Here is a 12,992-nt window from a genome sequence, read left to right on the forward strand (position 1 = left end):
ATGGACTTGCGTCTGTTGCGCTACTTCATGGCGCTGGCCGAAGAGCTGCATTTCGGCCGGGCCGCCACCCGCTTGCACATATGCCAGCCTCCGCTGAGCCAGCAGATTAGGCTGCTGGAGGAGGAACTTGGGACGCCGCTGTTCGAGCGCAGTCATCACCGGGTCGAGCTGACCGCCGCCGGGCAAATGCTCAAGGAGCAGGCACCGCTGGTATTCGAACAGCTCAACCGTGCGCTCGACCTGACACGGCAAACCGGTCGCGGCCAGTTGGGCGAGCTGGAAATCGGCATGATCAGTTCGGTAATGGTCGGTGTGCTGCCTCGGGCCTTGCACCTGTTTCGTGAACGTTATCCGCAGGTGAGCTGGCGCCTGCATGAGATGACGCCGGCGGCGCAGGTCAAGGCGCTCAAGGAAAAACGCATCGATGCCTGCGTGTTTCGGGTCGGCTATGACGATCCGCAGTTGCGCAATGAACTGTTGATCTACGAGCCGATCCGGGTGGTCATGCCGGTCGATCACCCGCTGGCCGCAAAACAGCTTCTGGCACCCGCGGACCTGGCGCCCGAGCCGTTCGTGGCGCTGGAGCTCAAGCAATCGCGTTTTGCCGATTTTCTCTACCAGTGCTGCATCCAGGCCGGTTTCACGCCGCAGATTCGCCAGCAGGTGATCGAGGTGCAAACCTTGCTCAGCCTGGTCCGCGCCGGTTTCGGCGTGGCCTTGTTGCCGGCCTCCATCGAACAGCTGGCGCCTGCAGGCCTGGTGTTCCGGCGCCTGACCCCGGCGTTGCCGGAGGTGCCGTTGTACGCTACCTACCGAGCGGACGACGATTCGCCGGTACTCAAGCTGTTTCTCGATACGTTGCGTGAGCTGGTCCTGCAAGACCGGCCGGCTTAACGCACAACCTTGTGGGAGCGGGCTTGCTCACGAAGGCGGTGGATCAGTCCCTGAATCTGTTGAATGACACACCGCCTTCGCGAGCAAGCCCGCTCCCACAGGTTCTTTGCACTATCCGAAAAACAGGCGGTCGGAGACTTCACAGAGTCACCCAACTTGTGGAGTCGCAATGAGCCAGGACGTCCTGACCACCGAAACCAATCGCCGCCAGTTGCAGCAGATCATCGCAGGGCTGACCGACGGGGTTATTCTGCTCGACCCCGATCAGTGCATTCTCTGGGCCAATGACGCCGCGCTGGCGATGCACGGCGTCGAGCGCATCGGCGATCTGGGGGCCAATGCCAAGGAATATGCCAAGCGCTTCGCATTGCGGTATCGCAATAACCATCCGGTCCCGGCGCACAGCTATCCGATCAACCGCGTGGCTCGCGGCGAGACCTTCAGCGATGTGCTGGTAGAGGTGACGCCAGCGGCGGATGAAGAGACCATGTGGGTCCATCGCGTGCGCAGCCTGGTGCTGGCCGACAACCGTGGCGAGCCGGAATCGCTGGTATTGATCATGGACGATGTCACCGACTGGGCGAGCGCCGAGCAGCGTTTCGAAAAAACCTTTGCCGCCAACCCGGCGCCCGCGGTGATTTGCCGTCTCAGCGATTTGCGTTATATCAAGGTCAATCCGGGTTTCCTCGAGATGACCGGTTACGCCCGTGACCAGGTGATCGGCACGTCGACCTACGAGCTGGATGTGCTGGCACAGGCTGAAAACAGGGATCTGGTGAAACAATGCTTGCGCGACGGCACCACCATTCCCCAGATGCAGGCCGAACTGCAGTTGCCCGCAGGCGGTACCAAGCAGGTGATCGTCGCCGGGCAGCCCCTTGAGCTGCATGACGAAGCCTGCATGCTGTTTTCCTTCGTCGACATGGAGCCCCGGCGCAAGGTCGAAGTGGCCCTGCGCCAGAGCGAGGAGCGGTTTGCCAAGGCCTTTCGCCTGACGCCGGTGCCAACCTTGGTGTGCAGCGCCAGCGACCAGGTGGTGATGGATGTCAATGATGCGTTCCTCGATACCCTCGCGTACTCCAGCGAAGAGGTGTCCGGTAAAACCATCGCCGAGATCGAGGTTTTCCATGACAAAGGGGCACGCACGCGGTTCTTTACCACCCTGGAGAAAACCGCAAGGCTGGATCGCGTTGACGTGCGTGTGCGCAGGAAAGACAACGAACTGATCGATTGCGCCGTTTCCGCCGACACCGTGAACATCCAGGGTAGCCCTTGCTACCTGTTGGTGTTGATGGACATCACCGAGCGCAAACGCACCGAGCTGGAATTGGTGGCGGCCATTGAAGAGGTGATGAAAGATGCCTCCTGGTTCAGTCGCACGCTGATCGAAAAACTCGCCAACGTGAAGAACGTCAACGCACCGCAGTTGCCCAGCGTGTCGTTTACCGACCTGACAGCTCGGGAGCGCGACGTGCTGGAACTGATCTGTGCAGGCCTGGCGGACAAGGAAATCGCTGCGCGCCTGAAACTGGCGACGAATACCGTGCGCAACCACGTTGCGACCGTGTATTCCAAGTTAGACGTGCACAGCCGCAGCGAGGCGATTGTCTGGGCGCGCGAACGCGGACTGTTTTCCAGTGCATGGCGTCCAAAGACTCAAGGGTAAGGTGCAAATGCACTAATCGAGGGGGTGCAAACTCAGGTTCTGACAGGTAGGTGGCAAGCCTTAGGCTAAGAGCGGGCGAATGACGTTTACCGATCATTCATCCTCCCTGGGTCGTAAAAGGAACAGCCATGCTCGACGAATGCATTACCCACGCACTGGATGGCCGCGGTGGGCTGTCGCAATGATTTACATAGCGCAGCTGCGCACGCAGCTTGAACAGACCTTTTCGCCGCTGGCCTGTGAGTGCAATATCACTGGCGATCATACCTTGACTATCAAGCTCTATCACCCGGTGTCGGGACAAGTCGATCTGGTCGTCAGCGGATTGAACGTAACGATGCTGCAGACTCCCGAATCGGTGGCGGCGCTTATCGAAGAATTGAGGTATGAACTGGAATGCAACAGCCTGCAGCGCCCGGATCCGGTAGTGTAGGAATTGCCAGGTTTGTCATGCCCGGACGAGTGAATACGCGATAAGAAAGTACAAAAGTGATTTTTCTGCAGCCGCACCGTGAACTTTCCAGCGGTGTTCTGTTGTCACACAAACGTGTACATCCTTTTTCGCGGGTCAGCCTATGAAAAGTCTTGGGAAACGCGTTTTTGCTCCTGTGGCACTGTGTGCCGTGATTATCGGTGGCTGCTCCAGTCCGGCGCCACCTCCACCTGCTGCACCACCACCGCCGCCTGAAACGACCTGCCAGACCTCGGATAGTACCCAGGTAATGGGCGATATGCGGGCGGAAGGGGAGGTAAAACGCGAAACAACCGTGACGCGGTGCGTCACCCAGTAAAAACGTGAGCCCCCTGTAGGAGCGAGCATGCTCGCGATGGTCGTTAACGATAACGCTGGGAACCTGACACCCCGTGTCGTTCTCAGGTCCATCGCGAGCATGCTCGCTCCTACATAGGGGTGTATCAGATCAGGACAGGAACCCACCGTCGACGTTCAGCGAAACGCCCGTGGTGTAGCTCGATGCGTCGCTCGCCAGGTACAGCACGGCGCCGGCCATCTCGCTTGGGTCTGCCACGCGCTTGAGCGGGATCTGTTGCAGCGCAGTGTTCAAGATCGCCTCGTTTTTCACCAGCGCCGACGCAAACTTGGTATCCGTCAGGCCCGGCAGCAGGGCGTTGCAGCGGATGCCAAACTGCGCGCATTCCTTGGCAAACACCTTGGTCATGTTGATCACGGCTGCCTTGGTCACCGAGTAGATACCCTGGAAGATCCCGGGAGAGACGCCGTTGATCGATGCGACGTTGATGATGCTGCCGCCGCCGTTTTCGCGCATCAGTTTGCCGGCTTCCACTGACATGAAGAAGTAACCGCGGATATTGACGTCGACGGTCTTCTGGAAGGCGCTGAGGTCGGTGTCCAGCACGTTGCAGAATTGCGGATTGGTCGCGGCGTTGTTGACCAGGATGTCCAGGCGCCCGAACTGTTCCTTGATGCCGGCGAAGACCTGGCTGATCTGTTCCATCTCGCCGATGTGGCAGGCGATGGCGGTGGCTTTGCCCCCGGCGGCGATGATCGCGTCCGCCACGTGTTGGCAGCCCTCGAGTTTACGGCTCGAGACGATCACGTGGGCGCCTTGCTGGGCCAGCAGTTTGGCGATGGCTTCACCGATGCCGCGGCTGGCGCCGGAGACGAATGCGATCTTGCCGTCGAGGTCGAACAACTGAGTCTTGGACATGATTTTTCCTTTTTATGGAGCCGAAATCGCCTTCTGTAAGAGCCCGGCTTGCCGGCGAAGGCGTACCTGAGGCCGCCTTCGCCGGCAAGCCGGGCTCCTACAAGTGGGAGTGGTATCAGAGGCTGGATTTGTGGATGACCTGCAAGCTCATCTGCTCCAGGAGTTTGTTCATGTGAATGAACTGCGCGAAGCGTTTGTCCTGGGTCTGGCCATGGTAGAAGCGGTAGTAGATCTGCTGCACGATACCGGCCAGGCGGAACAGGCCGTAGGTGTAGTAGAAGTCGAAATTGTCGATTTCGATGCCTGAACGCTGGGCGTAATAGTCGACGAATTCGCGACGGGTCAGCATGCCCGGTGCGTGGCTGGGCTGACGGCGCATCAACTGTACCGGCGCCGGATCCCCGGCTTCGATCCAGTAGGCGAGGGTGTTGCCCAGGTCCATCAACGGGTCGCCCAGGGTGGTCAGTTCCCAGTCGAGCACGCCGATAATCTGCATCGGGTTGTTCGGGTCGAGGATGACGTTGTCGAAGCGGTAGTCGTTGTGCACGATGCTGGAGGTCGGATGATCGGCAGGCATCTTGTCGTTGAGCCAGGCTTTCACGGCTTCCCACTGCGGCGCATCGGGGGTCAGGGCTTTCTCGTAACGATCGCTCCAGCCTTTGATCTGCCGCGCCACGTAGCCTTCGGGCTTGCCGAGGTCGCCGAGGCCATAGGCGTTGTAGTCGACACGGTGCAGTTCGACGAACTTGTCGATGAAGCTCTTGCACAGCGCTTCGGTCTTTGCCGAGTCCAGCCCCAGTTCCGGCGGCAGTTCGGAGCGCAGGATGATGCCGTTGACCCGCTCCATCACATAGAACTCGGCGCCGATCACCGCTTCATCAGTACAGTGCACATAGGCCTTCGGGCAATACGGAAAACCGTCGCGCAGTTGATTGAGGATGCGGAATTCGCGCCCCATGTCATGGGCGGACTTGGCTTTGTGACCGAAGGGCGGGCGACGCAGGACGAACTCCTGTTCGGGGTACTCCAGCAAGTAGGTGAGGTTGGACGCACCGCCCGGGAACTGGCTGATCCGTGGCAGGCCGCTCAATCCCGGAATGTGGGCCTTGAGATAGGGATCGATCAGGCTGGCATCGAGTTCTTCGCCGGCGCGGGTGCGGGTGGATTGGTCAGTAAGCGTCATGCTTATCCCTTCTGCTTATTCTGGAGGCCTGAAACTATTGGCTAATCTAATGCGCGCACCCGGCACCCACAACCTCGAACAGCCCTTATAGGTGAGCGTGTTGCCGGGCAATCATTGCTTTTGATACACCCGTTTGAATTGCCTTACTGGACGGCTTGGGTAACCACACCCTTGGGCAACTCGATGGGGGTCAGCACGGGCTGGCCGGAAAAATACGCCACGAGGTTGCGCCCCACCAGTTCCACGGTGCCTTGGGTGGCCTCGGGGGAAAGCCCGGCCACATGCGGGCTGAGGATGACGTTCGCCAGGGCCTTGAGGGCATCCGGCACCTTGGGCTCGGCATCGAAGACATCCAGCGCAGCACCGGCGATCCGCCGCTGCTCAAGCGCGGTAATCAGGTCGGCTGTGACCACTACGCTGGCGCGGGCGATGTTGACGAAAAATCCGTTGGGCCCCAGGGCCTCGAGCACCTGCCGATTGATCAGGTGCTTGGTGCCCAGTCCTCCCGGGGTGGCGGCGATCAAAAAGTCCGAGGCACGGGCCAGTTCGGTGGGTGTCGAGCAGAACTTGTAGGGCACATCGCTGCGGTGCTGGCGGTTGTGGTAACTCACCGTCATGTCGAAGCCCGCGGCGGCACGTTTGGCGATGGCCATGCCGACCGCGCCGAGGCCGAGAATGCCCAGGCGCTTGCCGGCCAGGGAAGGGCGCATGATTTTTGGCCATTCACCCCGACGTACCGCGGCATCGCAGCGGGGAATATCGCGCACCAGCGACAGCAGCAATGACATGGCATGGTCTGCCACCGAAGAGGCGTTGACCCCGGCGCCATTGGTGACGGTGATGCCCCGGTCGGCGGCGGCTTGCAGGTCGACTTGTTCGTATCCCGCGCCAATCACGCAGATGATCTTGAGGTTGGGCAGGGCGGCGATTTCATCGGCGTATAGACCGAGAGGGCCCCGGGTCAGGACGGCGTCGATCTGGCCGCTGTGTCGGGTGACGGCCTCGGCGCGCTCGGCAGGCGTGGGCGCCAGGATCAGGTGAAAGCCCTGATGTTCGAGGATGGGCAAGTAATCATTGATGGTTTCAACCAGTACCAGAACGGTTGCAGGCATGCTTTGCTCCTGTGGGCAGCGGGCAGTCGGGCGCGAACGTCGGTCGAGAGTGCTGGTTGCGAACCTTTTTGGCAATCTCACTGGCGTCGCTCCTCAGTGTAGGAGCTGGCGAAGCCTGCGATCTTTTTAAGGCAGCGAATATTTTTGATGACGCCGAATATTCAGTCCGGGGCAGGGGACTCTGTCAGAAAATTCTGGGCCGCCTCGAGGATTTCCTCCGACAGGGCGTCACCCCGGGTGGCCCGCGCCAGTGTCAGCGCGCCGACCATCAGTGAATACTGCACCAGCGCTTGCTGCCGCTTTTCGGCGGCATCGTCCGAATCCATCAGTTCGCCCAGGGCATCGAGCAGTCGGTTCAGGCCGGCCATGAACGGCTCGCGCAGGCTGCTGTCGGCGTGCTCGTGGCACATGTCGCCGGCAAAGGCCACCACCGGGCAGCTTTCACCGGGGTTATCGCGGCTGTAGACCGACAGGTAAGGCTTGATCAGTGCCTGGCGCGCCGCCGCCTTGTCGTCGCCCTGGGTGATTCGTTCGCGCCATCGCGTACCCACTTCTTTGAATGCCCGCTCGCTGGCCTCCCTGGCCAGCGCTTCCTTGGACTGGAAGTGACCATAGAAGCCGCCATGGGTCAGCCCCGCCGCCGCCATCACGTCGACGACGCTGATCCCGTGCAGGCCGCGTTCGCGAAACAACCGTGTGGCGGCATCGACGATGATTTCACGGTTGAGGTCGGCTTGTTTGCGGGAAACGCGGGGCATGGGCGGCTCACAGGTCAATAAGTTGGCGATCAGAGTGCGTATTGGGCAATGCCATTGCCGAACGACCAGTTCTCTTTCTTCACTTCCACCAGATTAATGAAAACATCGTCCAAGCGCACGGCCAGTTGCGTATTGAGGCTTTCGACGATGGTTTTGTAGAGCAGTTTTTTCTGCTCCAGGGTTCGGCCTTCGCTCAGGGTGATCTGGATGACCACCAGGTTGTCGGTGCGCTGGATGCCTAGGTACTGGGGATCGAAGATGAAATGCTGGTCGTCGTGCTCGGCAAGAATCTGGAAGTTATCGTTTTCCGGCACGCCAATCGCACTGCGCAAGGCAGCGTAGATCAGTTGTCCGACACGTTTGGCGTAGGTGGGGTCCTGCTGTTTCTTGAGGTCGACGCGAACCAGGGGCATGGGGTGACTCCAGAGGGTTGACAGGTTCTTTAAAAATACATGATGAATAACCTTTATCAAGCGCACATCGTCGTCTGCCATTGATTGCGAGTCCTTGCAGGGGGGCAAAGGTGCAACCTGGTACCACCGTTCCTCACCTAAGTCTTTGCTTCTGTTCACTAATCCTCCAGAATCGCGCCCCTGTTTCGGCCAGGCGCTGCCTGTCGGGTATTCCGACGCGTCCTGGCCGGGTGGCAAGTGACCGGAATGTGGAGATCCCACCGGATGAATGATCAGGCCAATAGCGTTAACGAACGCTTTGTAGCAGCGACACCCGCAACTCTTACGAGCTGGAATCGCCAGGACACCACCTGGATGCTGGGCTTGTTTGGTACGGCGATTGGCGCGGGAACCCTGTTTTTACCGATCAATGCGGGCCTGGGCGGATTCTGGCCGCTTTTGGTCCTGGCATTGCTGGCGTTTCCGATGACGTTCTACGCACACCGAGGCCTGACCCGCTTTGTGCTGTCTGGCCGCGAAGGCGCGGACATCACCGAAGTGGTGGAAGAGCATTTCGGGCTCAAGGCCGGTGCGTTGATCACCTTGCTGTACTTCTTCGCGATCTTCCCGATCCTGTTGATCTACAGCGTGGCCCTGACCAACACCGTGGGCAGCTTCCTCGAACATCAACTGCACATCATGCCGCCACCGCGTGCGGTCCTGTCGTTCGTGCTGATCCTCGGCCTGCTGGCCGTGGTGCGCTGCGGCGAGCAGGTGATCGTCAAGGCCATGAGCCTGATGGTCTACCCGTTCATCGTCGCGCTGCTGTTCCTGGCGGTGTTCCTGATTCCACACTGGAATGGCGGCATCCTGACCACGGCCAGCACGCTGCCTGAGCCATCGGCGTTGCTGCGCACCTTGTGGCTGGCGATTCCGGTAATGGTGTTCTCGTTCAACCATTCGCCGATCATCTCGGCATTCGCCGTGGACCAGAAGCGCCGATACGGCGAGCACGCCGAAGAGCGCAGCTCGCAGATCCTGTCCCGGGCCCACGCGTTGATGGTGGTGATGGTGCTGTTCTTCGTGTTCAGCTGCGTGTTGACCCTGTCGCCGGCGCAACTGGCCGAGGCAAAGGCACAGAACCTGTCGATCCTTTCGTACCTGGCCAACCACTTCAGCAATCCGACCATTGCCTTCGCGGCACCGTTGATTGCCTTCGTGGCCATCTCCAAGTCGTTCCTGGGGCACTACATCGGCGCCAGCGAAGGCCTCAAGGGCCTGATCGTCAAGAGCGGCAAACGTCCAGCAGCCAAGACCCTGGACCGCATCGTCGCGGCGTTCATGCTGGTGGTGTGCTGGATCGTCGCCACGCTGAACCCGAGCATCCTCGGCATGATCGAAACCCTGGGCGGTCCGGTGATCGCGGCAATCCTGTTCCTGATGCCGATGTACGCTATCCGCAAGATACCGGCGATGGCACGTTATCGTGGCCAGGCGTCGAACGTGTTTGTAGTGGCAGTTGGGCTGGTGGCGATCTCGGCGTTGATCTATTCGCTGAGCGCCTGACCCCGTCACCTTGATCGTTCCCAAGCTCTGCGTGGGAATGCCTCAAGGGAACGCTCCGCGTTCCAGCTTTGGAAAGGGACGCAGAGCGTCCCGGGCTGCATTCCCACGCGGAGCGTGGGAACGATCGGTACAGGCATAAAAAAACGCCGCTCATCTCACGATGGGCGGCGTTTTTCATTGCGTTGAAACGTTAGGCTTGAACGACCGGGATGTTGGCGTTCGCAGCAGCTTCACGGAACTCGGCAATCTGGTCGAAGGACAGGTAGCGGTAGACATCGGCCGCCATGCTGTCGATCTTGCCAGCGTATTCCATGTACTCCTCGACGGTCGGCAGGCGACCCAGGATGGAAGCCACGGACGCCAGTTCAGCCGAAGCCAGGTAGACGTTCGCGCCGTCACCCAGACGGTTCGGGAAGTTACGGGTCGAAGTCGACACTACAGTCGAGTTCGGCTCTACACGTGCCTGGTTACCCATGCACAGCGAGCAGCCTGGCATTTCCATGCGCGCGCCAGCCTTGCCGTAGATGCCGTAGTAGCCTTCTTCGGTCAGCTGGTGAGCGTCCATCTTGGTCGGCGGCGACAGCCACAGACGGGTTGGCAGCTGACCCTTGACCTGTTCCAGCAACTTGCCGGCAGCGCGGAAGTGACCGATGTTGGTCATGCACGAACCGATGAACACTTCGTCGATCTTCTCGCCAGCAACGCTGGAGAGCAGGCGAGCGTCGTCCGGGTCGTTCGGCGCGCAGAGCACAGGCTCCTTGATGTCGGCCAGGTCGATCTCGATGATCTCGGCGTATTCAGCGTCTTTGTCCGCTTGCAGCAGCTCAGGGTTGGCCAGCCAGGCTTCCATCGCTTGAGCGCGACGTTCCAGAGTGCGTGCATCGCCGTAGCCTTCGCCGATCATCCAGCGCAGCAGGGTGATGTTGGACTGCAGGTATTCGGCAATCGACTCTTTGGACAGCTGGATGGTGCAACCGGCAGCCGAACGTTCGGCCGAGGCGTCAGACAGTTCGAACGCTTGCTCTACGGTCAGCTTAGGCAGGCCTTCGATCTCCAGGATGCGGCCGGAGAAGGCGTTCTTCTTGCCTTTCTTCTCTACGGTCAGCAGGCCTTTCTGGATCGCGTAGTAAGGAATGGCGTGAACCAGGTCACGCAGGGTGACGCCTGGCTGCAGTTCGCCTTTGAAGCGAACCAGGATCGACTCAGGCATGTCCAGCGGCATGACGCCGGTGGCCGCGGCGAATGCTACCAGGCCGGAACCGGCCGGGAACGAGATGCCGATCGGGAAACGGGTGTGCGAGTCACCACCGGTGCCGACGGTGTCTGGCAGCAGCATGCGGTTCAGCCACGAGTGGATGATGCCGTCGCCCGGACGCAGGGAAACGCCGCCGCGGGTCATGATGAAGTCAGGCAGGGTGTGGTGGGTGGTCACGTCGATCGGCTTGGGGTAAGCCGCGGTGTGGCAGAAGGACTGCATCACCAGGTCGGTCGAGAAGCCCAGGCACGCCAGGTCTTTCAGTTCGTCACGGGTCATTGGACCGGTGGTGTCCTGGGAACCCACGGTGGTCATCTTCGGTTCGCAGTAGGTGCCCGGGCGAACGCCGGTCACGCCGCAAGCCCTGCCGACCATTTTCTGCGCCAGGGTGAAGCCCTTGGTGCTTTCAGCTGGAGCTTCAGGCTTCTTGAACAGCGTCGAAGGTGGCAGACCCAGCTCGGTACGAGCTTTCTCGGTCAGGCCACGGCCGATGATCAGCGGGATACGGCCGCCGGCGCGCACTTCGTCCAACAGGACCGGGGTCTTCATTTCGAAGGTGGTCAGGACTTCGTCGGTGCCGTGCTTGCAGACTTTGCCAGCATGCGGGTACAGGTCGATCACGTCGCCCATGTGCATGTTGGATACGTCGAATTCGATTGGCAGTGCGCCAGCATCTTCCATGGTGTTGTAGAAGATCGGAGCGATCTTGCTGCCGAAGCAGAAACCGCCGGCACGCTTGTTCGGCACGTAGGGAACGTCGTCGCCGAAGAACCACAGTACCGAGTTGGTGGCCGATTTACGCGAAGAACCGGTACCGACCACGTCGCCAACGTAGGCGATCGGGAAGCCGGCGTTGCGCATTTCTTCGATCTGCTTCATCGGGCCGGTGACGCCTTGTGCGTCAGGCACGATGCCGTCGCGAGCCATTTTCAGCATGGCCAGGGCGTGCAGCGGGATGTCCGGGCGGGACCAGGCATCAGGTGCAGGGGACAGGTCGTCGGTGTTGGTCTCGCCAGTCACCTTGAACACACGCAGGCTGATCTTGTCGGCCAGCACAGGGCGTTTCACGAACCACTCGCCGTCAGCCCAGGACTGCAGCACGCCTTTGGCGTGTACGTTACCGTTCTTGGCTTTTTCAGCGACGTCGTGGAAGGCATCGAACATCAGCAGGGTGTGCTTGAGTTCTTCGGCCGCTACTGGTGCCAGCTCGGCGTCGTCCAGCAGGTTGACCAGGGTCACGATGTTGTAGCCACCCTGCATGGTGCCGAGCAGTTCAACAGCGCGCTTCTTGTCGATCAGGGGGGATTTGGCTTCGCCTTTGGCGATGGCGGACAGGAAGCCGGCCTTGACATAGGCTGCTTCGTCCACTCCAGGCGGAACGCGATTGGTGATCAGGTCAACGAGAAATGCTTCTTCGCCAGCCGGGGGGTTCTTCAGCAGCTCGACCAGGCCTGCAGTTTGTTCGGCGTTAAGCGGCTGGGGAACGATACCCAGTGCTGCACGCTCTTCGATATGTTTGCGGTAGGCTTCAAGCACAGTTATTACCCTCATCAGTGGTCCCAAATGGGTGTCCGGGACGCTCATCCCGAAATTGCCGTACTCATGCGCTGCGTGGCGTTGTGAGCCACTTAGCCAGAATTACCGACAATTCCTTACAGAAGCTGCTTTCAAAGTTTTACGCCTGCAGAACGGGAGCTGATGAGGGTTGGCGTTGGGCTTTTCCCCGCTGGAAAAACCCCTCGCCAACACCGCTCTGAAGGAACGACTGTGCTCGTGACGCTTTGAAAACAGCTTCTAACGGACATTGGCGCCTAAAAAGGCAGGCTGATTCTACGGCAAAAAAAAATTAAAGGTAAGTTGGCACCTGAAACTTTGAGGGGTGATCAATGTTAGACAAAGGGCTAACATGCCGTCCTGTTTTGCTTTTTCGCGTTTTGCCTACCTATGCCCAATCAGACCATCAAGACCCCCTGCGTCGGCCTTTGCTCCACTGTTTACGGTGATTTGGTGTGCCGTGGCTGCAAGCGTTTCCACCACGAAGTGATTCACTGGAACGGCTACAACGAGGAAGAAAAGCGCGCAGTATGGCTGCGTCTCGAGCAGTTGTTGTCCCAGGTGATGGCCGCCAAGGTGGAGATTTTCGATCCGGCGTTGCTGCGAACGCAGCTGGAACAGCGCAAGATCCGCTTTGTGCCGCATCAGTCCCAGTATTGCTGGGCCTACCAGTTGATCGCCAGGGGCGCGCGGGTCATCAACAACTTGCAAGCCTATGGGATGGTGTTGTTGCCTGAGTTTCGCGATTGGAACCTGCCGGAACTGCGCGACGCCATCGATCGGGAATTTTTCCTGCTGTCCGAGGCGCATTACCAGCGGTACATCGCGCCGGGGTTCCTCAAGGACGCGTTTGGCGGCTAGACCCTGAAAGCTTCGCGAGCAAGCCCGCTCCCACATTCAACCGCGTTCCTTCAGTTGATTTGC

11 protein-coding genes are annotated in these 12,992 nt (G+C 59.9%); 5 read left to right on the forward strand and 6 right to left on the reverse strand.

The window, feature by feature from the left end; translation table 11 throughout:
- The 3 genes from HGP31_RS14175 (at position 1) to HGP31_RS14185 (ending at position 2,993) form a co-directional block, all read left to right on the forward strand.
- Positions 1 to 894, forward strand: a complete 894-nt coding sequence (locus HGP31_RS14175) for a LysR family transcriptional regulator (protein WP_020801003.1) — start codon at positions 1 to 3, stop codon at positions 892 to 894.
- A gap of 169 nt (positions 895 to 1,063) precedes the next feature.
- A complete protein-coding gene (locus HGP31_RS14180) occupies positions 1,064 to 2,560 on the forward strand; it encodes a helix-turn-helix transcriptional regulator (RefSeq protein ID WP_168757998.1) in 1,497 nt (498 codons plus the stop codon).
- Between the two features lie 181 nt (positions 2,561 to 2,741).
- Positions 2,742 to 2,993: a DUF1652 domain-containing protein gene (locus HGP31_RS14185; protein WP_033045404.1), complete on the forward strand. Its 252-nt coding sequence runs from the start codon at positions 2,742 to 2,744 to the stop codon at positions 2,991 to 2,993.
- Between the two features lie 487 nt (positions 2,994 to 3,480).
- On the opposite strand, the gene HGP31_RS14190 is transcribed toward HGP31_RS14185, so the two are convergent.
- The 5 genes from HGP31_RS14190 to HGP31_RS14210 form a co-directional block, all read right to left on the reverse strand.
- Complete coding sequence (locus tag HGP31_RS14190) at positions 3,481 to 4,248, reverse strand: SDR family oxidoreductase (RefSeq protein WP_007976320.1); 768 nt, start codon at positions 4,246 to 4,248, stop codon at positions 3,481 to 3,483.
- Positions 4,249 to 4,363: 115 nt separating this feature from the next.
- The gene (locus tag HGP31_RS14195) at positions 4,364 to 5,431 is read right to left on the reverse strand and encodes a phosphotransferase family protein (protein ID WP_020801249.1); all 1,068 of its coding nucleotides are present in this window, start codon (positions 5,429 to 5,431) and stop codon (positions 4,364 to 4,366) included.
- Between the two features lie 143 nt (positions 5,432 to 5,574).
- The gene (locus HGP31_RS14200; RefSeq protein WP_083348952.1) at positions 5,575 to 6,543 is read right to left on the reverse strand and encodes a 2-hydroxyacid dehydrogenase; all 969 of its coding nucleotides are present in this window, start codon (positions 6,541 to 6,543) and stop codon (positions 5,575 to 5,577) included.
- Positions 6,544 to 6,704: 161 nt separating this feature from the next.
- Positions 6,705 to 7,301 (reverse strand): TetR/AcrR family transcriptional regulator, encoded by a 597-nt coding sequence (locus tag HGP31_RS14205; RefSeq protein WP_033042322.1) that lies wholly within the window; start codon positions 7,299 to 7,301, stop codon positions 6,705 to 6,707.
- Positions 7,302 to 7,330: 29 nt separating this feature from the next.
- A complete protein-coding gene (locus HGP31_RS14210; protein ID WP_033042324.1) occupies positions 7,331 to 7,714 on the reverse strand; it encodes a tautomerase family protein in 384 nt (127 codons plus the stop codon).
- Between the two features lie 264 nt (positions 7,715 to 7,978).
- Here HGP31_RS14210 and HGP31_RS14215 point away from each other — a divergent pair, with 264 nt between their 5' ends.
- Positions 7,979 to 9,259 carry a serine/threonine transporter gene (locus tag HGP31_RS14215; RefSeq protein ID WP_020801253.1) on the forward strand — a complete coding sequence of 427 codons (1,281 nt, stop codon included), beginning with the start codon at positions 7,979 to 7,981 and terminating at the stop codon, positions 9,257 to 9,259.
- A gap of 190 nt (positions 9,260 to 9,449) precedes the next feature.
- On the opposite strand, the gene acnB is transcribed toward HGP31_RS14215, so the two are convergent.
- On the reverse strand, positions 9,450 to 12,050 hold the full coding sequence (acnB, locus tag HGP31_RS14225; RefSeq protein WP_020796321.1) for a bifunctional aconitate hydratase 2/2-methylisocitrate dehydratase: 2,601 nt from the start codon (positions 12,048 to 12,050) through the stop codon (positions 9,450 to 9,452).
- A 408-nt stretch (positions 12,051 to 12,458) separates the two neighbouring features.
- Here acnB and HGP31_RS14230 point away from each other — a divergent pair, with 408 nt between their 5' ends.
- Entirely contained in the window at positions 12,459 to 12,929 is a 471-nt protein-coding gene (locus HGP31_RS14230) for a DUF1289 domain-containing protein (RefSeq protein ID WP_033042326.1), read from the forward strand.
- Positions 12,930 to 12,992: the final 63 nt, after the last annotated feature.

Origin of the sequence: Pseudomonas umsongensis (assembly GCF_012647205.1) — a bacterium.
Lineage (GTDB): Bacteria > Pseudomonadota > Gammaproteobacteria > Pseudomonadales > Pseudomonadaceae > Aquipseudomonas > Aquipseudomonas umsongensis.

Coding starts and splice junctions, on each gene's coding strand:
- HGP31_RS14175 (WP_020801003.1), top strand. CDS start 1: ATGGACTTGCGTCTGTTGCGCTACTTCATGGCGCTGGCCGAAGAGCTG.
- HGP31_RS14180 (WP_168757998.1), top strand. CDS start 1,064: ATGAGCCAGGACGTCCTGACCACCGAAACCAATCGCCGCCAGTTGCAG.
- HGP31_RS14185 (WP_033045404.1), top strand. CDS start 2,742: ATGATTTACATAGCGCAGCTGCGCACGCAGCTTGAACAGACCTTTTCG.
- HGP31_RS14190 (WP_007976320.1), bottom strand. CDS start 4,248: ATGTCCAAGACTCAGTTGTTCGACCTCGACGGCAAGATCGCATTCGTC.
- HGP31_RS14195 (WP_020801249.1), bottom strand. CDS start 5,431: ATGACGCTTACTGACCAATCCACCCGCACCCGCGCCGGCGAAGAACTC.
- HGP31_RS14200 (WP_083348952.1), bottom strand. CDS start 6,543: ATGCCTGCAACCGTTCTGGTACTGGTTGAAACCATCAATGATTACTTG.
- HGP31_RS14205 (WP_033042322.1), bottom strand. CDS start 7,301: ATGCCCCGCGTTTCCCGCAAACAAGCCGACCTCAACCGTGAAATCATC.
- HGP31_RS14210 (WP_033042324.1), bottom strand. CDS start 7,714: ATGCCCCTGGTTCGCGTCGACCTCAAGAAACAGCAGGACCCCACCTAC.
- HGP31_RS14215 (WP_020801253.1), top strand. CDS start 7,979: ATGAATGATCAGGCCAATAGCGTTAACGAACGCTTTGTAGCAGCGACA.
- HGP31_RS14230 (WP_033042326.1), top strand. CDS start 12,459: ATGCCCAATCAGACCATCAAGACCCCCTGCGTCGGCCTTTGCTCCACT.